The organism is Kaustia mangrovi (assembly GCF_015482775.1).
Lineage (GTDB): Bacteria > Pseudomonadota > Alphaproteobacteria > Rhizobiales > Im1 > Kaustia > Kaustia mangrovi.
On the sequence record NZ_CP058214.1, the window covers coordinates 812,736 to 835,405 of the forward strand.

Here is a 22,670-nt window from a genome sequence, read left to right on the forward strand (position 1 = left end):
CGTAAAATCCATTCAATAATTCAGTATTTTACAACGGTTTTTTGATCAATTTAATCCAGTTGAATGTGACAGTACCGTCGGCGCATTCTACGACCCACTCGCGCCCACCCGAAAAATGGTCACACTTGTTGCGACAATGCCTGCCCGACAGGAACGGACAATACGGAGAGCCTGACGATGGACCTGAAACCCCGGGCCGACCTTGTGCCGAACACCCGCGCCTATGAGGAGATCCCGCTGGTCAAGCCGACGGGGTTCCGCGAATACGATGCGCGCTGGCTGTTCGGCAGCGAGATCAACCTTCTGGGCGTCCGCCTGCTCGGCATGGGGCTCGGCACCATGCTGCACGAGCGCGGCGTGCGCCCGGAGATCGTGGTCGGCCACGACTACCGGTCCTATTCCTCCTCCATCAAGCAGGCGCTCATCGCCGGGCTTCTGGCGTCCGGCTGCACCGTTCACGATATCGGGCTCGCCATGACGCCCATGGCCTATTTCGCCCAGTTCGACCTCGACGTCCCGGCGGTCGCCATGGTCACCGCCAGCCACAACGACAATGGCTGGACAGGAGTCAAGATGGGCATGCAGCGCCCCCTCACCTTCGGGCCCGACGAGATGGCCGCGCTCAGGGACATCGTCATGGAAGGCCGGGTGACGCTGCGTCCGGGCGGCGAGCTGAAGCTCGTGCCCGACATGGCCGAGCGCTACATGGCCGACCTCTCCGACAGGCCGAAGCTCACCCGCAAGCTCAAGGTCGTCGCCGCCTGCGGCAACGGCACGGCGGGGGCCTTCGCGCCGGAGGTGCTCAGGCGGATCGGCTGCGAGGTCGTGGAGCTCGACTGCACGCTCGACCATTCCTTCCCGCGCTACAATCCGAACCCCGAGGACATGAAGATGCTGCACGCGCTGGCGGAGGCCGTGACGGAGACGGGGGCCGATATCGGCCTCGGCTTCGACGGCGACGGCGACCGCTGCGGCGTGGTGGACGACAAAGGGCGCGAACTCTTTGCCGACAAGGTGGGCGTGATGCTCGCCCGCGACCTCTCCGCCCTTCATCCCGGCGCGACATTCGTGGTGGACGTGAAGTCGACCGGCCTGTTCCTGACCGACCCCGTGCTCCAGGAGAACGGCGCGAAAGTCGATTACTGGAAGACCGGCCATTCCCACATCAAGCGGCGCTGCGCGGAGATCAACGCGCTCGCCGGATTCGAGAAGTCCGGCCACTACTTCTTCAACCCGCCCGTGGGGCGCGGCTACGACGATGGCCTGGTCTCCGCCATCGCCATCTGCGACATGCTGGAGCGCAATCCCTCCAAGTCCATGGCCGAGCTGCGCGAGGCCCTGCCGCAGACATGGGGCTCGCCCACCATGTCGCCGCACTGCCCCGACGAGAAGAAGTACGAGATCGTCGACCGGGTCACCCGCCACTATCAGCGCCTCGCCGCCGGCAGCGGCCAGATCGCCGGTCTGCCGATCCGCGAGCTCGTCACCGTCAACGGCGTGCGCGTGACGCTCGCCGACGGCACATGGGGCCTCGTGCGCGCCTCCTCCAACAAGCCGGAGCTCGTCGTGGTCTGCGAGAGCCCGGAATCGGAGGACATGATGAAGGCGATGTTCAAGAACATCGACCTGCATCTCTCCGACTATCCGGAGGTCGGCGAGTACAACCAGAAGATCTGAGACACCGGCCGAACCGTCGGCCGCAAGGGCGTCATTTGACTCGCGAATCCGGCCTTACGCCGGCACCGCCTCGCGGTTCGCAACCGCCCTGAGCGCATCGCGGATCACCTCGACGCCGGCGCCGGGGCGATGGGCGTTCTCGCTGAGGTGCCGCCGCCAGCCGCGCGCGCCCGGCACGCCGTGGAACAGGCCGAGAATGTGGCGCGTCATCGCCTTGAGCGGCACGCCGCAGGCAAGCTCGGCCTCCACATAGGGCAGGAAGCGCTCCACGATCTCCTCGCGCGTCGGCACGGGCGCCGCCGGATCGAAGAGGCGCCGGTCCGCCTCGGCCAGCACATAGGGGGTGTGATATGCCGCACGCCCGAGCATCACCCCGTCGACCCGGGCAAGATGGCCTTCCGCCTCGTCGAGCGTCTGGATACCGCCATTGAGGACGATGTCGAGATCGGGCCGGGCCGCCTTCAGCCGGTAGACCCGCCCGTAGTCGAGCGGGGGAACCTCCCGGTTCTCCTTCGGGCTCAGCCCCCGAAGCCAGGCCTTGCGGGCATGCACGACGAAACGCCGGCATCCCGCCGCCGCCACCTCGTCGACGAATCGGGAGAGCGCCTCCTCCGCGTCCTGGTCGTCGATGCCGATGCGGCACTTGACGGTCACCGGCACGGCGACGGCGGCCCGCATGGCCGCCACGCAGTCGGCGACCAGCGCCGGCTCCGCCATGAGGCACGCCCCGAAGCGGCCCGACTGCACCCGGTCCGACGGGCAGCCCACATTGAGATTGATCTCGTCATAGCCGAAGCCGGCACCGATGCGCGCCGCCTCCGCGAGCAGCGCCGGCTCGCTGCCGCCGAGCTGCAACGCCACCGGGTGCTCCTGCCCGTGAAAGCCGAGCAGCCTCCGCCGGTCCCCGCGCACCACCGCCTGCGCCGTCACCATCTCCGTATAGAGCAGCGCATGGCGCGATATGAGGCGCAGGAAGAACCGGTCATGCCGATCCGTCCAGTCCATCATGGGAGCGACGGACAGGCAGGAAACGCCCGATATGTCTTGCCTATTGTTCTTTTCAGTCACCTGTCCCCCTCCGGTCCGTCCTCTGTCCGATCGTTCTGCGCCGAACGAGGAGGCCATCATGGGTTCGATCACCATGCGCGCACGCACAAACGGAAGACTGGCAGCGCCAGCTATCCGGCTATATGGCACGCGTGGACGGAATACGCGAGGGCTCTGCCTATCACGAGACCTAGGCCGTTGACAGACAGCCGGCCGGGGGCGCGAAGGCCGAACGGCCCCTCATCCATCCCCCCATCCTTTCACAAGCTGCGCAACGAGGACTTCCGGCCGGTCCTCCTGCACCAGATGCCCGGCATCCGGGATCGGGATGCAGGCGGTTCCGGCGATCGTCGCGGCCAGCGCCTCGCCCTTCTCATAGGGGATCCAGTCGTCGTTCCGGCCCCAAAGGACCGTCACCGGACAGTCCATCCTGTCATAGAGCGGCTCGACCTCGTCGGTGTACGTCTGATCCATCTGCGCGATCTGGCGGTAGAATGCCGGCTGGCCGACCGGGCCGAGCCAGGGCGCGGAGTAGACCTCCAGCGCCTCCTCCGACAGCGGATTGTGCGCGGCGGTCTGCAGATAGGCCCGCAGCACCGCCCGGTGCATATAGTCCGGCATGCCCGAGAACGCCGCCTCGTGCTGGCGCACATGCTGGACCAGCGGCGAGCCCCAGGGCGCGAGCGCCACTGCGTCGAAGATCGTCAGCGAGGCATAGCGCAAGCCGCTCAGGTAATAGCCGCGGAGCGCCGTGGCGCCGCCGAAATCGTGCGCCAGAACCTCCGGGCGGTCGAGGCCCCATTCCGCAAACAGGGCGGCGAGAACCCGGTTCTGTACGGCAAGCGAGACATCCTGCCCCTCGCGCATCTCCGACTGGCCGTATCCCACAAGGTCGAAGTAATAGACCGTTCGCCGGTCCGTCAGCGGCGGCACGATCCGGCGCCAGACCTGGGAGGAAAACGGCGTTCCGTGAATGGCGACAAGCGGCGGGCCGTCGCCGGATTTCCCCCAGCGGACGGCGCTGCCCTCGATGATCGACGTGTTCGGCAGATCCAGCATCTCGATAACTCACATTGACATTTAGCTAATTGACGATATGAAAAGGTCATGGACAGATCAACCCAAATCAAGGCCATGTCCAGCGCGCCCCGGCTGAAGATCCTGCGGCTGCTGGCAGACCCGCAGGCCCATTTCGGCCATCAATGGTCGGCCGATCCCGTCGAGTTCGGCGTCTGCATGACCATGATCGCCGAAGCGCTGGAACTCGCCCAGCCCACCGCCAGCCGGCATGTGGACCTGCTGAAGCAAGCGGGCTTCATCACCGTGCGGAAGCACGCGAAATGGTCCTATTGCAAACGGGATGAGGCGGCGATCCGGGACTATCTGAACTGGCTGGGCACGGAGCTTTGCGCGCAGGCGTAGCCCGGCCCCCATGGCCACACAATCAGGGAAGCCCGCGCAGAGCCTCCGACCACACGGGCCAGACAGGCGCAAACGTGCAGGCCGGTCAATCCTCCGTGCCGCCTTCCGGCGCCGGGCCGGTATAGTGCGCCCGTGGCCGGATCAGCTTGCCCTCGCCATATTGTTCCAAAGCATGCGCAATCCAGCCGACCGTGCGGCCGACGGCGAAGAGGACATGACCGCTGCCGGGCGGCAGGCGGAACGCCCGGCAGATCGCGACCAGCGCGAAATCGACATTCGGCAGTTTGCCGACCGTTTCCGCCATCACCGAGACAAGCGCCTCCCGCTCCCGGTCCGGCGGAAGAAGCGGAAGCAGCGCCGCCGCCCTCGGATCCCCCTCGGGATAAAGCGGATGGCCGAAGCCAGGCACCCCCTCGCCCCGCCGCAGCCGGATCTCGACGGCCGTTTCGGCATCGCCCTCGCACTCGTCCAGCAACCGTTCGACAAGGCTGGTCGTTCCCCCGTGCAGCGGACCGCCGAGCGCGGAGAGACCCGCATTCAGGCAGGCGCCCAGCGAGGCGCCGGTCGAGGCGACCACGCGCACGGTAAAGGCCGAGGCGTTCAATTCGTGGTCGGCCAGCAGCACCAGCGCCCGCCGGACGACATCCTCCGCCGCCGGATCGAGGCCCCAGGCGGCCGCCAGATGCTCGTGAACCGGACGGTCCCCTGGCACGGTCGCAGTGGCCGCCGCCGCGATGGCCCGCAACAGGGCAACCCCGCCCGGCCAGAGCCGCCGGTTTGCCCGTTGCCACGCAGTCGCCCGGCCCTCCGCCACGAAGGGCAGCAGGATCTGGCAGCGTTCGGTCAGGGGCAGCGCCGCCGCCCGCTCCAGCACCCGGCCGCCCCACTCCGCATCCGGCGCGCCCGCCGCCGCGAAGGGATCGCTGTCGCCGCAGGACCAGAGCAGGCGCGCGGTGTCTTCGAGCGAGGCGTGTTCCGCCCATCTCCGTGCATCGTGGCCACGAAAATAGAGGCGCCCGCGGTCGATCAGCGAAATCCCCGAAGAGAGCACGGGAAATCCCCAGTCGAGCGTCGTCGCCGCCACCGCGCGCGGACGCCGCCCGACGCTCTTGCGCCGCCGCATCTGTTCGATGTCGTGCGGATCGTAGAGGCGCCGCCGTGGGTCGCCGGCCACGTTCACCGCCCGGATCAGGCCCCGGCTGACATAGGAATAAAGCGTCGCCCGGCTGATGCCGAGCCGTTCGGCCGCCTGCTCGGCACTGAGATAGGCTTCCGTGTCGGCCATCTTCTCACATTGATTCATTTAATCAAGATTGATCGATATATGTTGGACCGTCATTTTTCCTCCTGTCAATCAGGAGGACCAAGATGACCAAGCATGCGAAGTCCATTTCACCCGCCAAGACCGTTACCGAGACCGCCCCCGGCTTGAGGATGTCGTTGCCGCCGAAACCGGCCTCGGCCTTGTCGATGGTGCGGCCGGACGGCTCGTTCTGCGTGGCTACGATCTGGACGACCTTGCGGACTGGAGCTTCGAGGCCGTTCTCGCCCTGCTCTGGACGGGCCTCACCCCGACGGCGATGACCGAGGCCGACATTCGCCGCGAGCTCGGCGCGGCGCGCGGTCATGTCTTTCTCCGGGCCGAACGCCTCCTGCCCGTAACCGACGGTCTCGCGCCGGTCGAGGCGATGCGGTTTCTGCTGTCGTCCCTGACGGATGCCGAGCGTATCCCGCATCATATCCTCGCCGTGGCCGCCGCGCCGGTTTTCGCCGCGGCTATCGCCCGGCGCGCTGCCGGCCAGTCCCCGGTCGCGCCGGATGCCTCGCTTGGCCAGTCCGCCGATTTTCTGCACATGCTGCACGGGGAGCTGCCCGGCGAGGACCGCGCGCGGGCGCTCGACAGCTATCTGGTGACCGTTGCCGATCACGGGCTGAACGCCTCGACCTTCGCCGCGCGGGTGATCGCCTCGACGCGGGCGGGTCTGTTCTCATCGGTTGTCGGCGGGCTCTGCGCCCTGAAGGGACCGCTGCATGGCGGTGCCCCGGGGCCGGTTCTGGACATGCTGGACGCGATCGGGACCGAGGCCAATATCCGCCCCTGGATCGCCGCGACGCTGGCGCGCGGCGAGCGGCTGATGGGGTTCGGCCACCGGATCTACCGCGTCCGCGATCCGCGCGCCGATGTCCTGAAAGGCGTCGTCGGCACCTTGCGCGACAGCGCCGCCCGCATCGCCTTTGCCGAGGCGGTCGAGGCGGAAGCGCTGGCGCAGCTTGCCGAGAAGAAGCCGCTGCGCCCGCTGGAGACCAATGTGGAGTTCTATACCGCGCTGGTCCTCGAAGCCTTGGGCTTTCCGCGCGACAGCTTCACCAATGTCTTCGCTGTCGGCCGCATGGCCGGCTGGACCGCCCATGTTCTGGAGCAGGAAGCCCAGGGCCGGCTGATCCGGCCGCAATCGCGCTATGTCGGCCCGATGCCGGAGCGCGCAACGGCGGCCGGATAGGACCCGGCACCGGACGGGGCGGGACCTGCCCCCGCCCCGCCGGCGCAAGGGATCACTGCGCGGCAAGGCGCGCCTGCGCAAGGAACGCGATCAGCAGCTCGGCGACTTCGCCGGGCCGGTCCTCCGGCAGGAAATGCCCGGCCTCTTCGACCACGCTCAACTCCGCGCCGGGGATTGCGCCCTGCAGCCGTTCCGCCCAATCGAGCGATTGCCAGGCGTCGTTGGCGCCCCAGATGATCTTGACGGGCAGCGCCCCCAGCTCATGCAGCCGGTCGGCGATCTCCATCGTGTGTCTCGTCTCGTAGGTGCGCGCCTGATGCTGGAAATAGCTGCCCTGCCCCACCGGGCCCGAAATCATCTCCACATAGGTCTCGAGCGGACCGTCGGCCAGCGCCTGCTTGTCGCAGACCGCCGACAACAGCCAGTCGCGGAAGTGGGCGCGATGTGCCTCGTCCGGCGTCTTGATCAACGCTTCCAGCCCGGCCGCCAGCTGCTCGCGCGTGCGCTTGGACGGGGAGCTGTCGAAACAGACCGAATCCATGAGCGTGAGGGAGCGGAGCCGCCCGGGATTGAACACGCCGAACCGCTGCGCGATGCCGCCGCCGAAGTCATGGCCGACGAGATGCAGGGTCTCCAGCCCCCAATGGGCGACCAGCCGTTCAAGGATCGGAACCTGGGCACTGATCGAGGTGTCGATGGAGGGATCGACCGGGCGCTCGGACGCGCCGTAGCCCAGCAGATCGTAGACATGCACCTTGTAGCCGGCCGCCACCAGGGGCGGCAGCACATTGCGCCAGATCAGCGAGGAGGACGGCGTCCCGTGCACCAGCACGACCGGCTCGCCCTGCCCGTATACCCCGTAGGCCAGCCGGTTTCCGTCTATCACGACATGGTGTTCAAGGATGCTGTCCATCTCGATCTCCGTTCATGGATGTCCAGCGCACCCTAGGCCTCACCCGAACATGACGAAAATGAAATGATTTGATTGAATCAGCGATATTAGTCATGTTGACGACATGGCAGCGAAACTGGATATCGGCGCCCTTCAGGCGCTGTGTGCGATCAGGGATCATGGCGGGGTGACGCGGGCGGCGCATCGCCTGGCGCTGTCGCAATCGGCGGTGTCCCACAAGATCAGGCGCCTGGAAGAGGCGCTCGGCTGCGCGCTTCTCGACCGGCGGCCGGGGCATCCGGCCTTCACGCCCGAGGGGGACCGCCTGCTTCGCTACGCCCGCCGCATGCTGACGCTGCATGACGAGGCGGTCGCCAGCCTCAGCACGGATCCGCTGAACGGTCTGGTCCGCCTCGGCGTCACCGAGGAGACGACCCATGGCGCCCTGGCCCGTGTGCTCGGCCGCTTTGCCCGGCTTCAGCCCGATGTCACGGTCGTCACCGAGGTGTCCCAGAGCCTGACGATCGCGACGCAGCTCGACCGGGGCGAGATCGATGCCGGGATCTTCCAGCTCTTCCTCGACCAGCGGCGACAGGACGACATTCTGCTGTCCGAGGATGACCTGGCCTGGGTGAAGTCCCGCGATCTGGAGATCGACCCGGACCAGCCGATCCCGTTCCTTGCCTTCGGCGAAAGCTGTTTCTATCGCCGCTGGGCGATGGAGACCGCGCCCCTGCCGCCACACGGCTTCTCCACCGTCATGCGATGCGCAAGCCTGTCGGGCATCCTGAGCGCTGTCAGATCAGGACTGGGCGTCACTCTCCTCAACACCCGCCATCTCGCCCCGGACATGGAGGCGCTGACGGAGGGGTTCGCACCCCGCCTCCCGTCGCCACCATCGTCCGCATCGCAAAGAGCGCGCAATCGCGGGCGGTTCGGGCCTTGGTCCGGCAGATCGCCGAAGAGGACGGCTATCGCACGAAAGGCGTCGATCGCCAGCCTGCACCCTCCTGATCTGCCGGAAGGCCCCTCTGCAGCGGCTCGCACGGGCACGGCGGCCGGACGCCGTTAGCGCACCGTCACGCCCATGGGCGCGTGGGTGAGGACCTCCGGGCCCGCCCCGCCCACGAGCACGGTGTTGGAGAGGAAATAGTCGCCGCCCCCGTACCCATGAGCCAGGAGAGGATGTGGAAGGTCATGCCCTCCAGGATCTCAAGCTCGCTGTCACGGCGAAGGCCCGTCACCGTGTTGCCGCCAGTCCAGCTCGGCGGAAAACCAATGCCGACGGCGTAGCCGCAATGGTGGCGCCGGTAGTGGGACAGCCCGGCCCCGTCCACCACGCCCTGCCAGGCGGCATAGACCTCGTGGGCACGCGCGCCGGGCCTGAGCGCACCGAGCACCGCATCGAAGGCGCGCCGGCAGACATCCGCCATCCGACAGGCCTCGTCGGGCGCATGGCCGATATGGACGAGCCGGCCAAGCGGCGCATGATAGCGGTTCACGCAGCCGGCCAGTTCGAGGAACACCACGTCGCCATCCGCGATCCGGGCATCGGTCCAGCTCGTATGCTCCTCGCCGAGCCGCGCCGTGGAGCGGATGAAGGGGCCGAAGCCCGGAAAGGTGCCGCCGGCGGCGATCATGGCGCGATGGCATTCGGCGGCGACCTCGCGCTCGCTCGCGCCGGCACGGATCGTCTCCACGGCGGCGGCGCAGGCGGCATCCGACACCCGCGCGGCCATGCGCATGAAGTCGCGCTCCGCCGGGCTTTTCACCAGCCGCAGCCGGTCGACCATTCCGGTCACGTCGCGCCAGGCGACATGGGGCAAGGCGTCCTTCAGCGCCAGCGCGAGCCCATGCGGCAGCCCCGCCGACCAGCTCTCGATCCCCATGGCAAGCGCGCGCGGCTCGCCCGGAACGGCGTCCGCCACCATCTCCACCGCACCAGCCCCGAGCGCCGTCTTCGTGGAGCGGTCGCGCAGGAGCCGCACGGCCATGTCGGCCGCCGTCTCGCTGTCGTCATGGCCCTCGAAGCGCGCATTCCTCACCTGATTGGCGATGGTCACCCGCTCCATGGCGCGGGTGATCAGCACCATCTCCCCATCCGCTGGCACCATGAGCAGATGCGGGGCGAAATAGCCCCAATGGTCGAGGCCGGTGAGGTAGTAGATATTCTCCGGCGTGGAGAGGAGCGCGATATCGATGTCGCGTGCCGCCATCTCCGTGCGCACGGCCTGGAGCCGAGCCCTGAACTCCTCCGCGGCAAAGACAGTATCCGCCTGCATTGTCGAAATCTCCCTCGCCGATATCCCGCACGGATTGCCGGCCCCATTGTTGTGCACATCTAAACCGGAAAATCATCAGATCCTGCGCTCGTTCGTGTCAACAGACGCAGTGAAGGATTCTGTTGTATACATATATTGCGCGGACCCTGAATGCGTGGCACACTGCCTTTTTCGTGATCGGACCATGCGGAGGCGGTCGCGGGGGAACCTTGTCGACGCGACCTTCCGCTTCCGGACCGCGGCAATTCAAGGGAGGGCAGTCATGAACCACACGATCCGTTTCACCCGGCGCCTCGTCATCGCGGCCATTGCCGGCGCGGCCGCCATCGCCGCGACGGGCGCCGCCCACGCGCAATCGACATTGGAGAAGGCGAAGGAGAACGGCTATATCCGGGTCGGCTTCGCCAACGAGGCGCCCTATGGCTATGCCACGCCGTCCGGCGAGCTCACCGGCGAGGCGCCGGAGGTGGCCAAGGCCATTCTCACCAAGATGGGCATTCCGGAAGTCGACGGCGTGCTGACCGAGTTCGGCTCGCTCATCCCCGGGCTCCAGGCCGGCCGCTTCGACATCATCGCCGCGGGTATGTTCATCACGCCGAAGCGCTGCGAGCAGGTGCAGTTCTCCGAGCCGTCCTACGGCATCGGCCAGGCCTTCCTGGTCAAGGAAGGCAATCCGGAGGGCATCGAGGACTATTCGTCCATCGCGGACAATGGCGACCTGAAGCTCGCCGTCATGGCCGGCGCGGTGGAGGCCGGCTATGCCAAGGATGCCGGGATCGACCAGTCCCAGCTCGTCATCCTGCCCGACCAGGCGAGCCTCGTTAAGGCGGTGCAGGCCGGCCGCGCCAACGCCGCCGCGCTGACGGCGAACTCGATCGCCAACATGGCGGAGAAGAACGACGGCGTGGAGTCGACCGAGCCGTTCGGCGAGGTCGCCGGCAAGTCGGTGAAGGGCCATGGCGGCTTCGCCTTCCGCAAGGAGGACAAGGCGCTCTACGAGGCGTTCAACGCGGAGCTGAAGAAATTCGTCGGTTCCGAGGAGCACATCGCGCTCGTCACCCCGTTCGGCTTCGGCAAGGGCTATCTGCCGAACAAGACGACGGAAGAGCTCTGCGCGGGCGAGTGATCCCGATCCGCAAAGGCTTCACACCTCCCCCTCGATGGCAGGGCGATCGGATGTGGGTCATTCCCCCCATCGCGCAAGCGATCACAGGGTGAGAGGCGCGCGCGGATATTAGGAAAGCACCACGGCCATGCTGCAGAGGTCCCTGGTCGTCTGCGCCATTCTCGCCTTCACGGCGGGGATCGTGGTCGCCACCTTCGCCGACTTCCGGGTCTTCCTGCCCGGGCTGCTCGACGGGGCGGCGATCACCATCGAGATCACGCTGGGGGGCTGCCTGCTCGCAGTGGCGATGGCGCTGATCGCGGCGGCGGCGAAGATGTACGGGCCGGCGCCGGTGCGCTGGCTGGCGGTCGGCTACATCGAGGTGTTTCGCGGCACATCCGCCCTCGTCCAGCTCTTCTGGCTATTCTTCGTGCTGCCCCATTTCGGGATCCTGCTGGAACCGATCACGGTGGCCATCGTCGCGCTCGGCCTCAATGTCGGGGCTTATGGCGCGGAGGTCGTGCGCGGCGCGATCAATGCCGTGCCCCGAGGCCAGTGGGAGGCGACCGTCGCGCTCAACATGACGCGCATGGAGGCGCTCAGGCGGGTCATTCTGCCCCAGGCCGTCGTCGCCATGATCCCGCCCTGGGGCAATCTCTTCATCGAGCTCCTGAAGGCGACGGCGCTGGTCTCGCTGATCACCATCTCCGACCTCGCCTTCAAGGCCCAGCAGATGAACCAGACGACCTATCGCACGGTGGAGATCTTCACCATCGTGCTGGTCATCTATCTCGCCATCGCAACCCTCATCACCATCGGCATGCGCACGCTGGAGCATCTGGCTTCGCGCGGGCTGTCGCGCGGGAGGGCGTGAGGCCATGTTCTGGGACTGGAGCTATAGCTGGGAGATCCTCCCCATACTGGCGAGAGCCTCGATCATCACCATCGAGGCGACTGTTCTCGGCTTCGCGCTGGCGGCAACCTTCGGGCTCCTGCTCGCCGTCATGCGCATGTCGCAGGCCGCCTGGATCTCCGTGCCGACGGCCGGCTTCGTGGAGTTCGTGCGCTCCACGCCGCTGCTCATCCAGATCTTCTTCATCTATTTCGTGCTGCCGGAATTCGGCGTGACGCTCGGCGCCATGACCGCCGGCATCCTCGCGCTCGGCATGCATTACGGCAGCTACTGCTCGGAGGTGTACCGCGCCGGGCTGGAGAATATTCCGCGCGGGCAGTGGGAGGCCTCCACGGCGCTGAATCTGAGCCCCTATCACACCTTCCGCGACATCATCATCCCGCAGGCCATTCCGCCGGTCGTGCCCGCCCTCGGCAACTACTTCGTGGCGCTGTTCAAGGAGACGCCGCTCCTGTCGGCCATCGCCGTTCTGGAGCTCATGCAGACGGCGAAGATCCTCGGCTCGGAGAATTTCCGCTATACCGAGCCGATCACGCTGGTCGGCGTGTTCTTCCTGGTGTTCAGCCTGATCGCGGCCGCCGGCGTGCGCCGGGTCGAATACTGGCTCAAATATCGCAGAGGAGGCTGACGCAATGGCGGAGCCCATGGTCCGCTTCGAGAAGGTCACCAAGGCGTACGGGCCGCTGGTCGTGCTCGACAGCCTCGATCTCGACATCGCGCCCGACGAGAAGGTCGCCATCATCGGGCCCTCCGGCTCGGGCAAGACCACCGTGCTGCGCATGCTGATGACGCTTGAGCGCATCAATGACGGCGTCATCTATGTGGATGGCGAGCCCTTGACCCACATGGAGAAGAACGGCCAGCTCGTGCCCGCCGACCAGCGCCATCTGCGGCGCATGCGCGGCAAGATCGGCATGGTGTTTCAGCACTTCAACCTGTTCCCGCACATGACGGCGATCAAGAACTGCATGGAGGCTCCGGTCACCGTGCTGGGGCTGTCGAAGGCGGAGGCACGCGAGCGCGCCGCGGAGCTTCTGGAGATGGTGGGGCTGGGCGACAAGCTCGACCACTATCCCTCCCAGCTCTCCGGCGGCCAGCAACAGCGCGTCGCCATTGCCCGCGCGCTCGCCATGCGGCCCAAGATCATGCTGTTCGACGAGGTGACCTCCGCACTCGACCCCGAGCTCGTGGGCGAGGTGCTCAACGTCATCCGCAAGCTCGGCACCGAACACAATCTCACCATGCTGATGGTCACCCACCAGATGGGCTTCGCCAAGGAGTTCGCCGACCGGGTGTGCTTCTTCTATGGCGGCCGGATCGTGGAGGAGGGCAAGCCGGACGAGCTGTTCTCCGCGCCGGAGAACGAACGCACGCGCCAGTTCCTGAGCGCGGTTCTGGAAGCCACATGAATTTCGCCGACATTGCGCCGCTGTTCCACCCGGGCGATCCGGGCGCCAGGCCGGCCACCTCCGATGCCCGCAAGCGGTTCGAACGCATCTATCACGGCCTGCGCGACCGGATCTGCCTCCTGGAATATCCGCCGGGCGCCCGGCTGTCGGAAGAGGAGCTGGCGGAGGAGTTCAAGGTCAGCCGAACCCCGCTGCGCCGCGTGCTGACGAGGCTCGAGGTGGAGGGCCTGGTGCAATCGCGCCACGGCGTGGGCACCATCGTCACCGATGTGGGCCTCGACGAGCTGGAACAGGTCTTCCAGCTCCGCATGGAGCTCGCCGTGCTCATCGGGCGGCTGTCGCCGCTTGAGCGCGGGAAAGAGGATTTCGCCCGCATCCGCGCCCTGCTTGAGCATTGCGACGCGCTGTCTGAGGAGCCGGTGCCGGATATCAAGGCCTTCGCACGGCTCAACATGGCGTTCTTCCACGAGATCTCCGCCATGATCGGCAATCTGCCGCTGCGCGAGATCACCGAGCGCCTCTATTTCCAGACCTTCCGGATCTGGCTCCAGTCCGTACCGCGCCTGAACCTCGCCGACGAGGCCTCGATCTTCCGCCGCGAAATGGCGGATATCCTCGCCGCCATGGAAATCGGCGACCTCGCGGCCGTCGGCCATATCCGGCGCAGTCACATCTCCATGAGCTTCATGCGCATCGCGCGCTATTCGAGGGCCGGCGACTGAGGGACGGGAGCGTACGCCCCCATTTCGTCATGGCGATCAGACCCAGCCGGTCGTATAGGGGATGACCTGGATGTTGTCGGTCACGGACTTCACGCCGGGCGCGTTCTCCGCCACCACGCGCACGGCCTCGCGCACGCGCTGGTCCATCACGGTGCCGCGCAGCTCCACCGCGCCGTCATGGACCACAATGTCGAGTGTGGTCGCCGGGGCCCAGTCCTGCTTCTTCAACTCGTCGAGAATGCCCTCGCGGATCGCCAGGTCGTCGACCGCGACGCCGGAGAGGTCGGGAACGCGCCGCGACAGGGCGAGCAACAGGTTGGCGCGGCTCACAATGCCGACCACCTTGCCGTCGCGCACGACCGGCAGGCGCTTGAAATCGTGGCGCTCCATCAACTCCACCGCCTCGCTGAGCGGCGTGTCCGGCTTCACGGTCACGACGTCGTGGGTCATCACGTCCTCGACCTTGCGGGCATGGGCGTGCACATATTCCTGCGCCAGCTCGCCCGCGCTCAGCCACAGCTCCAGCCAGCGCGGACGCTCCTGCTCGGTGCCGATCTCGGCGCGGCGCAGGAAATCGCCTTCCGTGACCATGCCGAGAAGCTTGCCCTCCTTGTCCACGACCGGCAGCCCGCTGATCCGGTGCTGAAGCATGATGCGCGCCGCCTCCGCCACGCTGGTGTCGGGATGGACACTGGCCGCTCCGACCGTCATGACATCACTGGCTTTCATCGTCTCTCGTCTCCCAGGAGCTGAATGGGTTCTGCCGACCGTGAATCGCCCGGGCCGGGTCCGGGTGGGTGGGACAAGCCTATGCGCCCGGCAGGCCGCCGGTCGTTGATATCGATCAACGCTCACCAGCGCACCGCCGGACCGGCCGCCCCCCGCGCCGAGGATAAGACCCGTCACCGTGAGTCGCCAAGCTGGGCGTCCGCGCCGGTCACCGGATCGAGCAGTTCCGTGGCGATCTCGGACTGGCGCGCCTGACGGGCCTCCTGGCGAAGCTCGTCCACCTTGTCGGAGACAGTCTCGTGGGCGGCGCTCATGGTGGCGAACCGGGCGGCAGTCTCGCTGGCAATGGACTCGATCGCCGCCTCGGTCATGAGCGCGAAGAGATATTCGCCGATCCGCCGTTCGTGGAGGTCGACCACGGAGCCGTGCGCCGCGACGACCCGGCCCGCCTTCGCCGGATCCGTCCGATCCTCTGGAAGAGCCTCCGCCATGCCGCGACCCGTCCTCACACCTCCATGCCGATCCTGTGGCGTGGACAGGTGCTGCACAGCTCCTCGTGGAGCCTCAGCACATCCGCACGCCGACAAAGCTCGGTGCCGGGGGTGAGAACCGCCGCGGCGCCCGCCGCCATGCCGAGGCAGAAGGCATCCTCCGGCGATTTGCCCTCCGCGAGCGCGAACACCATGGCGCCGACGAAGCTGTCGCCCGCCCCGACCGCGGAGCGCACCGGCACATGGAGCGCCGGCATGCGCAGGACATGGCGGCCATCGGCCAGCAGCGCGCCCTCCGCGCCAAGGCTCACCGCGACGAACTCCGCCGCCCCGCGCCGCACGAGATCCGTGGCCGCCTCGCGGATGCCCCGCTCGTCGAGCTCGTGGCCCACGAGCGCCTCGAGCTCTCCACGGCTCGGCTTCACGAGGAAGACCCGCGCATGCTCCAGCGTGGCGCGCAGGGCCTCGCCCGATGTGTCGAGCACGAACCTGCCGCCGCGTGCCGCCACGATACGCGCCATGCGGGCGAGCGTGTCGGCAGGCGCGCCCCTCGGCATGGAGCCGCTCGCCGCGACATAGCCGTGCCGGCCGGCGCGCAGGACATCGAGGCACGGCTCGATCTCCGCAGGCGTCACCGTGGGCCCTTCGGGAACGAAGCGGTATTCGAGATCGGTGGCACGTTCGTGAACGGTGAACGAGATCCGCGTCGAGCCCGCTATGGGGACCGGATGGCAGGCGATGCCGGCGCCGTCGAGCAGATCCTCCAGCAGCGCGCCCGTCGCCCCGCCCGCCAGGAAGAGCGCCTCGGGCCTGCCGCCGAGCTCTGCGGCAACACGCGCGACATTGATGCCGCCGCCACCGGGATCGTAGCGTTCGCCGGAGGTCCTGATCTTCCGGGTCGGGTGGACCGTCTCCGTCTCGCTGGACATGTCGATGGCCGGATTGAGGGCGACGGCGAGAACCGTGCCGCTGTCGGACGCTGTCATGAGCGGCGTTCTCCTCCTTGCCTTGTCCCTCGTCGGCCGGCCCGGGGCGGGCATGAGGCCATTGAAGACGGGTCGGGCTTGTCCCCTCATTGATGCAGGTCAAGCCGCACTGTGCCCGCAGGTCGGAGCCACCTCCCCGCGCCGCGCCGTCATTCGTGGCGCAGCGCCTCTATGGGATTGAGGTGCGCGGCGCGGCGTGCAGGGAAATAGCCGAAGACGATCCCCACCAGTGCGGAAAAGGCAAAGGCAGTCAGGACGATGCCCGGATCCACAATGAAGGGAACGCCCATCGTCTGCGTGGCGAGAAGCGCCAGGCCGAGCCCCAGGAGGATGCCGGCCAGCCCGCCGAACAGCGACAGCACGACCGCCTCGACGAGAAACTGGGACAGCACCTGCCATTCCAGCGCGCCGATCGCGAGCCGGATGCCGATCTCCCGCGTCCTCTCGGTGACGGAGACGAGCATGATGTTCATGATGCCGATTCCGCCAACGAGCAGGCTCACCGCCGCCACCGCGCCGAGCAGCCCGGTCAGCATGGCGGTCGTGCCGGCCGTCGTCTGCACGATCTGCTTCATGTCGAGCACGGTGAAGTCGTCGTCCTCGCCATGCGTGATGTGCCGGCGCTCGCGCAGCATCCGCTCGATATCGATCTGGACCTTCTCCGTATCCACGCCATCCATGGCGGAGACCATGATGCGGGGAATGTCCGTATTGCCCGCCAGGCGCCGCTGATAGGTCCGCAGCGGAATGACCACGACGTCGTCCTGATCGGTGCCGAAGCTCGACTGGCCCTTGGGCTCCAGAAGCCCGACCACCTCGCAGGATACGTTGCCGAGGCGGATATTGCGCCTGAGCGGGTCCGTCTGGCCGAACAGCTCGTCGCGCACCGTCTCGCCGAGGATGCAGACCGCGCGGCCCGATCTGAGTTCGCTTTCGAAGAACTGTCGGCCCGTAACGAGCGACCAGTCCTGGGTGATGAAATAGTCGTTGTCCGTGCCCACCGCGACGGTCACGCGGCTCTCCGCGCCATGAATGGCCGTCGCCGATTTCTGGGCCACGGGCGCGACGGCCTTCACGCCGTGAAGCTGCCTCCTCATCGCCTCGACGTCGCGGACATCGAAGGCCGGGGCGTCCGCGCTCGCACGCCCCGGCCCCAGCTGTCCCGGACGCACCGCCAGGAGGTTCGAGCCGAGCTTGGCGAGATCGGCGGTCACCTTGGCCGTGGTGCCATTGCCGATGGTCACCATGGCGATCACCGCGCCGACGCCTATGACGATGCCGAGAACCGTCAGGAAGGAGCGCAGCGCGTTCCGCCGGATCGCCTGCAGGGCCAGTCTGACCGCCTCCAGAAGCATCATGCAGTCTCCCGGTTCGGCCGGTCGCTCTCGATACGGCCATCCACGAAGCGGACGACGCGCCGGGCATAATCGGCGATGTCCGTCTCGTGGGTGACCATGACAACCGTCATGCGCTGGTCGCGGTTGAGACTGGTCACCAGATCCATGATCTCCCGGCTGGTCTTGGTGTCGAGATTGCCGGTCGGCTCGTCGGCGAGCAGGACGCGCGGCTCGGTGACGATGGCCCGCGCGATGGCCACGCGCTGCTGCTGGCCGCCGGAGAGCTCCGCGGAGCTGTGGCGCTCGCGCCCCCCAAGCCCGACCCGGGCGAGCGCGCGGGTCGCGAGCCTGCGCCTCTCGGCGGCGGGCACGCCGCGATAGATCAGCGGAAGCTCCACATTCTCCAGCGCCGATGTCCGGGCCAGAAGGTTGAACCCCTGGAACACGAAGCCGAGCAGGTGGCGGCGGATCAGGGCGCGCCGGTTGCGCCCGAGCCGGCCCACCTCGTACCCCTTGAGGAGATAGTCCCCTGCCGTCGGCGTATCGAGACAGCCGACAATGTTCATGGCCGTCGACTTGCCGGACCCCGACGGCCCCATGATGGCGACGAACTCCTCGTCCGCGATCCTGAGATCGACGCCGTCGAGGGCATGGACCGCCGCCGGCCCGCTGCCATAGACCTTGGTCACGCCGCGCAGCTCGATGAGCGGCGGCCCGGTGTCCGTCCCGTTCACCGCCTGCGCCTCCTACCGGTCCGCCGCCGTCTCGTCGACGATCACCGGATCGCCGGGTTCCAGCGCGCCGCCCGTGACCTCGGTGAATTCGCCGTCGCTCGCGCCGGTGACGATCTCGACCTCCCGGGGCGCGCCCTCCTGCAGCACCCAGACGCTCCGGTTCCGGCCCTCCTCCTCCGGCTTGCTCGCGGATCGGAAGCGCGGTCTCGGCAGGAGCCTGTCGACGAAGCTCCCGCTGTCTTCCTCCTCCTCCGCGACGGGCGCATATCGCAACGCCGCATTCGGGATCAACAGGGCATCGTCGATCTCGTTCACGGTGATCTCCGCCGTCGCGGTCATGCCGGGTCGAAGCAGGAGCTCCGAATTGTCGATGTCGAGCACGGCCTTGTAGGTCACGACGCCCTGGATGGTTTCCGACGCATAGCGGATATAGCGGATGGATGCCGGGAACCGCCGCCCGGAGAAGGCGTCGACCGTGAAGCTCGCCGTCTGGCCCGCCGTCACCTGCCCGACATCGGCCTCGTCGACATCGACGCGCAGCTCCATCTGCGTCAGGTCCTCGGCGATGGAGAACAGGACCGGCGCCTGCAGCGATGAGGCGACGGTCTGGCCCGGATCGACGTCGCGCGTCAGCACCACACCGTCGATGGGCGAGCAGATGCAGGCCTTCTGAAGATCGGTTTCGGCAAGCTCGAGCTCCGCCTGCGCCACGCCGACATCGGCACGCGCACTGTCGAGCGAGGCGACCGCGCGGTCGTATTCGGCCTGCGCGAGGTCGAGATCCTCCACGGAGGCGAATTGCTGGCCGGCGAGCGATCTCTTGCGCTCCAGGACGCGCTGCTTCTCCGTCACCGTCGCCTGGGCGAGCCCGACTGCCGCCTTGGCCGCGGCGAGCCGCGCGCGGGAGCTATCGACGGTCGCCTCGAGCTTGTCGGTATCGAGCTCGGCGAGTTCCTGGCCGGCCGTCACGGTCGAATTGTAGTCGACGAAGACCTTTCGGACGATGCCGGAAAGCTCGCTGGAGACATCGACCTTCTCGGTCGGCTGGATCGCGCCCGTCGCCGTGACGATCACCGTCAGGTCGCCGCGCGTCACGGGTTCGGTGACATAGCGCACCGTGCCCGACCCGTTGCCGAAAACCCACCACGCGCCGGCGAGCGCCAGTGCCGCGAGGCCTATGGCGATCCATCGCACGGGCCCGCGCCGCATCCAGCCGGAGGCGGCGGCGTCCTCGGCCCCGAGGAGAGCCTCGATATCCTCATCCCGCTGTCGATCGGACGATCCGCTCACGAACCCAACATCCCTGTCCTGCTACCGATGCCGTCGATAGCCGACGACGGCGCCATGGCACGTTGACCCACGTCAATTCGCGGGCGCCCCGCCAGTCTTGCAGGCCCCGCTCCCGCTGTCTCCGCCCTTGTTGTCGCAAGCCGTCCGGGCCGGCACACGCCATATCGTCAATGCTGCGCAAAAAGAACACGGTTTGTGACTTCAGCACTTGCCTCTAGACTGGGTTGTGGCTCGCACAGGCCCACACCTTTTCCACGGGTGTGCCGCGAAATCCTTTGGGGCATTGTCACCCCGTCAGCAATGGAGGATCGGGATGGAGGGGATTTCCGAACAGCTGGGCGCCTATGGCCCGCTCGTCGTCAGCGCCATCAAGGCGCTTCTGTTTCTTGTCGTCGGCTGGATCGTCGCCGGCGCGCTGAGCGCCTTCGTGCGGCGCAGCGTGACGCGCAACTCCCGTATCGACGACACGCTGGGCGTGTTCTTCGCCTCTATCGTGAAATGGCTGGTCCTGATCGCGGTCGTGATCGCCGTGCTCCAGCTCTTCGGGTTCGAGGCGACGAGCCTCGTGGCGGTTCTCGGTGCCGCCACGCTGGCTGTCGGCTTCGCGCTGCAGGGCACGCTCGCCGACCTCGCCGCGGGCGTCATGCTGGTAATCTTCCGGCCCTACCGGCTCAATCAGTATGTGGATATCGGGGGAACCGCCGGCACCGTGAAGGACGTCAATCTCTTCACCACCGAGCTCGTGACGCCGGACAACGTCCAGATCGTCATGCCGAACGGCAAGGCCTGGGGATCAGTCATCACCAACTATTCCGCCCATCCGACCCGGCGGCTCGATCTCGGCTTCGGGATCGACTATGGCGACGATGCCGACAAGGCGATGTCCGTCATCACCGACCTCGCCACAGGCGACAAGCGGGTGCACAAGGACCCGGCCCCCTGGGTGCGCGTGGTCAATCTGGGCGAGTCCTCCGTCGATCTCGGGGTCCGGCTCTGGTGCGACGCCGGCGATTACTGGGACCTCAAATTCGACATGACGAAGCAGGTCAAGGAGGCCTTCGACAAGAACGGGATCTCCATCCCCTACCCGCATTCCGTCGAGATCCAGAAGACCGCCTGACGGCGCGCCGGGTCCGGGCCGCTCCCGGACCGGGGACCGATTGTCCGCACGACAAGGCCGGCCCTGCCCCAACAGGCAGGGCCGGCTTTCCTTCCGTCACCGCCTGCCGGCCGGCGGCATCAAAAAATGACGCACACTGACAAATTCCGGGTGCGGCCTGCGCAGCCCCGTGCTACCTTTGGGTAAACTACTCGCCATTGAGCCCCGATCGACGTCCATTCGCACCAGCGACCAGACCGAGGAGAGCTGACCATGGCCTCGCCGCTCGACACCCGTTCGACCCCGGCTTTCGACTTCGCCTCCCAGTCCGACACCGGTATCTCGTGGTCCACGGCCGCTTACGATGACGGTTCGGATGAAGGACAGGCCGGCAGCGATCCGCTCGAGACCATAGACGGCACCGAAGGCGACGACGAGATCGCCGGCACGCCGGAAAGCGACACGATCTACGGCCATGGCGGCAACGACACGATCACCGGAGGTGGCGGGAGCGACGCCATTCTGGGCGGCGACGGCAATGACTGGCTCAACACCGACGACGGCGACGGCTGGTGGGACGACCGGCTCTACGGGGATGCGGGCGACGATGTGCTCATCTCCGGCTATGGCAACGATTACCTCTATGGCGGCGACGGAAACGACACGCTGATCAGCGGCCATGACAATCACTCCGACGGCACGCCCGGCGATGCCGACGGCGACCAGTTGCGCGGCGGCGCGGGCGACGACGTGCTGATCGGCAGCGGCATGACCGACAATCTCGTCGGCGGCGACGGCAACGACGTGCTCATGGGCCGTGGCGGCCAGGACATCCTCTATGGCGATGCCGGCGCCGACCTGCTCGACGGCGGAGAGGGCGAGGACTATCTCGATTACCGCTCGTCGCCGGACGCCGTGACGGTCGATCTCGCCCATGGCATCGGACGCGGCGGCTACGCGGAAGGCGACGTCTATCGCAGCATCGAGAAGGTGCGCGGCAGCAACTTCGACGACCGGCTGACAGGCGGCGACGGCAATGAGGACCTGTTCGGTTTGGAGGGCGACGACACGATCCGCGGCGGCGGCGGCGACGATCACCTGATCGGCGGCGATGGGGACGACATTCTCCAGGGGGGCGCGGGCGACGATCTCTTCGAGGGGCGCGACGGCGTCGACCACATCGACGGCGGAGAGGGCTCCGACACCCTCTCCTTCTTCCCCTTCAGCGGCGGCGAAGGCGGCGTGACCATCGATCTGGAGGCGCAGACAGCCTCCGGCGGCGAGATCGAGGAGGGCGAGACCTTCCGGAACATCGAGAATGTAGTCGCCACACCCTATGACGATGTCCTGCTGGGCGACGGGAACGACAACACCTTTTCCGGCTATAACGGCACGGATTACATCGACGGCGGCGAAGGCTCCGATACGGTGGAGTATCACCGCGGCGACGCCCTCGAACGCGGTGTCGTGGTCAATCTGGAGACCGGCAGGACATCGGGCGGCGATGCCGCCGGCGACACTCTCGTCAGCATCGAGAACGTGACCGGGAGCCATTTCGACGACAGCCTGACGGGCGACGCAGGCGACAATGTGCTGACGGGCCGGGACGGCCGGGATGGCCTCCATGGCGGCGAAGGCGACGATACACTCACGGGCGGCCGTGGCAGCGACACACTGACCGGCGGCGCCGGCGCTGACAGCTTCGTCTACGACTATGCGCCGGAGAGCGGCGGAAACGACATGGATACCATCCGCGATTTCTCCTCAGCCGACGGAGATCGCATCGACCTCTCGGGTTTCCATGCCGGCTACGACGACGCCGAGCCGACCGACCTCTCCTTCATCGGCTATGGCGAGTTCAGCGGCGCGGCCGGCGAGCTGCGGCTGGTCGAGGACGGCACGGACACCCATGTCGAGATCGACACGACCGGCGACGGCATGGCCGATTTCGACGTCCGCCTGAGCGATATCCAGGAACCGCTCGGGGAAGACGACTTCATCCTGTAACCCGCGCTGGGGGGCCATCGGACTTTG

General features: G+C 67.2%; 21 protein-coding genes and 1 pseudogene. 11 read left to right on the forward strand and 11 right to left on the reverse strand.

Features of this window, described 5'->3' with window-relative positions:
* The first annotated feature begins 177 nt into the window (after positions 1 to 177).
* The gene (locus HW532_RS03870) at positions 178 to 1,677 is read left to right on the forward strand and encodes a phosphomannomutase/phosphoglucomutase (protein WP_213163154.1); all 1,500 of its coding nucleotides are present in this window, start codon (positions 178 to 180) and stop codon (positions 1,675 to 1,677) included.
* A 54-nt stretch (positions 1,678 to 1,731) separates the two neighbouring features.
* On the opposite strand, the gene dusA is transcribed toward HW532_RS03870, so the two are convergent.
* Positions 1,732 to 2,685, reverse strand: coding sequence for a tRNA dihydrouridine(20/20a) synthase DusA (gene dusA / locus HW532_RS03875; RefSeq protein ID WP_246479924.1), 954 nt, complete (start codon positions 2,683 to 2,685; stop codon positions 1,732 to 1,734).
* A gap of 279 nt (positions 2,686 to 2,964) precedes the next feature.
* Positions 2,965 to 3,783 carry an alpha/beta fold hydrolase gene (locus HW532_RS03880; protein ID WP_213163155.1) on the reverse strand — a complete coding sequence of 273 codons (819 nt, stop codon included), beginning with the start codon at positions 3,781 to 3,783 and terminating at the stop codon, positions 2,965 to 2,967.
* Positions 3,784 to 3,831: 48 nt separating this feature from the next.
* Between HW532_RS03880 and HW532_RS03885 the strand changes: the two genes are divergently transcribed.
* The gene (locus tag HW532_RS03885; protein WP_213163156.1) at positions 3,832 to 4,146 is read left to right on the forward strand and encodes an ArsR/SmtB family transcription factor; all 315 of its coding nucleotides are present in this window, start codon (positions 3,832 to 3,834) and stop codon (positions 4,144 to 4,146) included.
* Between the two features lie 85 nt (positions 4,147 to 4,231).
* Here the strand turns inward: HW532_RS03885 and HW532_RS03890 are convergent, their stop codons facing one another.
* Positions 4,232 to 5,431: a citrate synthase family protein gene (locus HW532_RS03890; protein ID WP_213163157.1), complete on the reverse strand. Its 1,200-nt coding sequence runs from the start codon at positions 5,429 to 5,431 to the stop codon at positions 4,232 to 4,234.
* A 142-nt stretch (positions 5,432 to 5,573) separates the two neighbouring features.
* Here HW532_RS03890 and HW532_RS03895 point away from each other — a divergent pair.
* Positions 5,574 to 6,647, forward strand: a pseudogene (locus HW532_RS03895) (citrate synthase/methylcitrate synthase); the annotation flags it as partial.
* Positions 6,648 to 6,699: 52 nt separating this feature from the next.
* On the opposite strand, the gene HW532_RS03900 reads toward HW532_RS03895, so the two are convergent.
* On the reverse strand, positions 6,700 to 7,560 hold the full coding sequence (locus HW532_RS03900) for an alpha/beta fold hydrolase (RefSeq protein WP_213163158.1): 861 nt from the start codon (positions 7,558 to 7,560) through the stop codon (positions 6,700 to 6,702).
* A gap of 103 nt (positions 7,561 to 7,663) precedes the next feature.
* On the opposite strand from HW532_RS03900, the gene HW532_RS03905 reads away from it, so the two are divergent.
* Positions 7,664 to 8,611, forward strand: coding sequence for a LysR family transcriptional regulator (locus HW532_RS03905; protein ID WP_246479512.1), 948 nt, complete (start codon positions 7,664 to 7,666; stop codon positions 8,609 to 8,611).
* Positions 8,612 to 8,618: 7 nt separating this feature from the next.
* On the opposite strand, the gene HW532_RS03910 is transcribed toward HW532_RS03905, so the two are convergent.
* Complete coding sequence (locus HW532_RS03910; protein ID WP_246479513.1) at positions 8,619 to 9,821, reverse strand: M24 family metallopeptidase; 1,203 nt, start codon at positions 9,819 to 9,821, stop codon at positions 8,619 to 8,621.
* Positions 9,822 to 10,083: 262 nt separating this feature from the next.
* Here HW532_RS03910 and ehuB point away from each other — a divergent pair, with 262 nt between their 5' ends.
* From ehuB to HW532_RS03935, 5 genes are all read left to right on the forward strand, one after another.
* Positions 10,084 to 10,947, forward strand: coding sequence for an ectoine/hydroxyectoine ABC transporter substrate-binding protein EhuB (gene ehuB / locus HW532_RS03915; protein ID WP_213163159.1), 864 nt, complete (start codon positions 10,084 to 10,086; stop codon positions 10,945 to 10,947).
* A 127-nt stretch (positions 10,948 to 11,074) separates the two neighbouring features.
* Positions 11,075 to 11,800 (forward strand): ectoine/hydroxyectoine ABC transporter permease subunit EhuC, encoded by a 726-nt coding sequence (ehuC, locus tag HW532_RS03920; protein WP_213163160.1) that lies wholly within the window; start codon positions 11,075 to 11,077, stop codon positions 11,798 to 11,800.
* Positions 11,801 to 11,804: 4 nt separating this feature from the next.
* The gene (ehuD, locus tag HW532_RS03925) at positions 11,805 to 12,467 is read left to right on the forward strand and encodes an ectoine/hydroxyectoine ABC transporter permease subunit EhuD (protein ID WP_213163161.1); all 663 of its coding nucleotides are present in this window, start codon (positions 11,805 to 11,807) and stop codon (positions 12,465 to 12,467) included.
* Positions 12,468 to 12,471: 4 nt separating this feature from the next.
* Positions 12,472 to 13,248, forward strand: a complete 777-nt coding sequence (ehuA, locus tag HW532_RS03930) for an ectoine/hydroxyectoine ABC transporter ATP-binding protein EhuA (RefSeq protein ID WP_281397154.1) — start codon at positions 12,472 to 12,474, stop codon at positions 13,246 to 13,248.
* Positions 13,245 to 13,970, forward strand: a complete 726-nt coding sequence (locus HW532_RS03935) for a GntR family transcriptional regulator (protein WP_213163162.1) — start codon at positions 13,245 to 13,247, stop codon at positions 13,968 to 13,970. The genes ehuA and HW532_RS03935 overlap by 4 nt, the downstream gene beginning before the upstream one ends.
* A gap of 36 nt (positions 13,971 to 14,006) precedes the next feature.
* On the opposite strand, the gene HW532_RS03940 is transcribed toward HW532_RS03935, so the two are convergent.
* The 6 genes from HW532_RS03940 to HW532_RS03965 all read right to left on the reverse strand — a co-directional run bounded on the left by HW532_RS03940 (position 14,007) and on the right by HW532_RS03965 (position 19,537).
* A complete protein-coding gene (locus tag HW532_RS03940; RefSeq protein ID WP_213163163.1) occupies positions 14,007 to 14,699 on the reverse strand; it encodes a CBS domain-containing protein in 693 nt (230 codons plus the stop codon).
* 173 nt (positions 14,700 to 14,872) lie between these two features.
* The gene (locus HW532_RS03945; RefSeq protein WP_213163164.1) at positions 14,873 to 15,190 is read right to left on the reverse strand and encodes a F0F1 ATP synthase subunit gamma; all 318 of its coding nucleotides are present in this window, start codon (positions 15,188 to 15,190) and stop codon (positions 14,873 to 14,875) included.
* A 14-nt stretch (positions 15,191 to 15,204) separates the two neighbouring features.
* A complete protein-coding gene (locus HW532_RS03950; RefSeq protein ID WP_213163165.1) occupies positions 15,205 to 16,176 on the reverse strand; it encodes a 1-phosphofructokinase family hexose kinase in 972 nt (323 codons plus the stop codon).
* 149 nt (positions 16,177 to 16,325) lie between these two features.
* Positions 16,326 to 17,531 (reverse strand): ABC transporter permease, encoded by a 1,206-nt coding sequence (locus tag HW532_RS03955; RefSeq protein WP_213164407.1) that lies wholly within the window; start codon positions 17,529 to 17,531, stop codon positions 16,326 to 16,328.
* The gene (locus HW532_RS03960) at positions 17,531 to 18,247 is read right to left on the reverse strand and encodes an ABC transporter ATP-binding protein (protein WP_213163166.1); all 717 of its coding nucleotides are present in this window, start codon (positions 18,245 to 18,247) and stop codon (positions 17,531 to 17,533) included. The genes HW532_RS03955 and HW532_RS03960 overlap by 1 nt, the downstream gene beginning before the upstream one ends.
* Positions 18,248 to 18,259: 12 nt before the next feature.
* Positions 18,260 to 19,537: an efflux RND transporter periplasmic adaptor subunit gene (locus HW532_RS03965; protein ID WP_246479522.1), complete on the reverse strand. Its 1,278-nt coding sequence runs from the start codon at positions 19,535 to 19,537 to the stop codon at positions 18,260 to 18,262.
* Between the two features lie 313 nt (positions 19,538 to 19,850).
* Between HW532_RS03965 and HW532_RS03970 the strand changes: the two genes are divergently transcribed.
* Positions 19,851 to 20,657, forward strand: coding sequence for a mechanosensitive ion channel family protein (locus HW532_RS03970; protein WP_213163167.1), 807 nt, complete (start codon positions 19,851 to 19,853; stop codon positions 20,655 to 20,657).
* A 252-nt stretch (positions 20,658 to 20,909) separates the two neighbouring features.
* Positions 20,910 to 22,643 (forward strand): calcium-binding protein, encoded by a 1,734-nt coding sequence (locus HW532_RS03975; RefSeq protein ID WP_213163168.1) that lies wholly within the window; start codon positions 20,910 to 20,912, stop codon positions 22,641 to 22,643.
* Positions 22,644 to 22,670 lie beyond the last annotated feature (27 nt).

Coding starts and splice junctions, on each gene's coding strand:
- HW532_RS03900 (WP_213163158.1), bottom strand. CDS start 7,560: ATGGACAGCATCCTTGAACACCATGTCGTGATAGACGGAAACCGGCTG.
- ehuB (WP_213163159.1), top strand. CDS start 10,084: ATGAACCACACGATCCGTTTCACCCGGCGCCTCGTCATCGCGGCCATT.
- HW532_RS03905 (WP_246479512.1), top strand. CDS start 7,664: ATGGCAGCGAAACTGGATATCGGCGCCCTTCAGGCGCTGTGTGCGATC.
- HW532_RS03890 (WP_213163157.1), bottom strand. CDS start 5,431: ATGGCCGACACGGAAGCCTATCTCAGTGCCGAGCAGGCGGCCGAACGG.
- HW532_RS03950 (WP_213163165.1), bottom strand. CDS start 16,176: ATGACAGCGTCCGACAGCGGCACGGTTCTCGCCGTCGCCCTCAATCCG.
- ehuC (WP_213163160.1), top strand. CDS start 11,075: ATGCTGCAGAGGTCCCTGGTCGTCTGCGCCATTCTCGCCTTCACGGCG.
- HW532_RS03945 (WP_213163164.1), bottom strand. CDS start 15,190: ATGGCGGAGGCTCTTCCAGAGGATCGGACGGATCCGGCGAAGGCGGGC.
- HW532_RS03870 (WP_213163154.1), top strand. CDS start 178: ATGGACCTGAAACCCCGGGCCGACCTTGTGCCGAACACCCGCGCCTAT.
- dusA (WP_246479924.1), bottom strand. CDS start 2,685: ATGATGGACTGGACGGATCGGCATGACCGGTTCTTCCTGCGCCTCATA.
- ehuD (WP_213163161.1), top strand. CDS start 11,805: ATGTTCTGGGACTGGAGCTATAGCTGGGAGATCCTCCCCATACTGGCG.
- HW532_RS03910 (WP_246479513.1), bottom strand. CDS start 9,821: ATGCAGGCGGATACTGTCTTTGCCGCGGAGGAGTTCAGGGCTCGGCTC.
- HW532_RS03975 (WP_213163168.1), top strand. CDS start 20,910: ATGGCCTCGCCGCTCGACACCCGTTCGACCCCGGCTTTCGACTTCGCC.
- HW532_RS03940 (WP_213163163.1), bottom strand. CDS start 14,699: ATGAAAGCCAGTGATGTCATGACGGTCGGAGCGGCCAGTGTCCATCCC.
- HW532_RS03955 (WP_213164407.1), bottom strand. CDS start 17,531: ATGCTTCTGGAGGCGGTCAGACTGGCCCTGCAGGCGATCCGGCGGAAC.
- HW532_RS03970 (WP_213163167.1), top strand. CDS start 19,851: ATGGAGGGGATTTCCGAACAGCTGGGCGCCTATGGCCCGCTCGTCGTC.
- HW532_RS03885 (WP_213163156.1), top strand. CDS start 3,832: ATGGACAGATCAACCCAAATCAAGGCCATGTCCAGCGCGCCCCGGCTG.
- HW532_RS03935 (WP_213163162.1), top strand. CDS start 13,245: ATGAATTTCGCCGACATTGCGCCGCTGTTCCACCCGGGCGATCCGGGC.
- HW532_RS03880 (WP_213163155.1), bottom strand. CDS start 3,783: ATGCTGGATCTGCCGAACACGTCGATCATCGAGGGCAGCGCCGTCCGC.
- ehuA (WP_281397154.1), top strand. CDS start 12,472: ATGGCGGAGCCCATGGTCCGCTTCGAGAAGGTCACCAAGGCGTACGGG.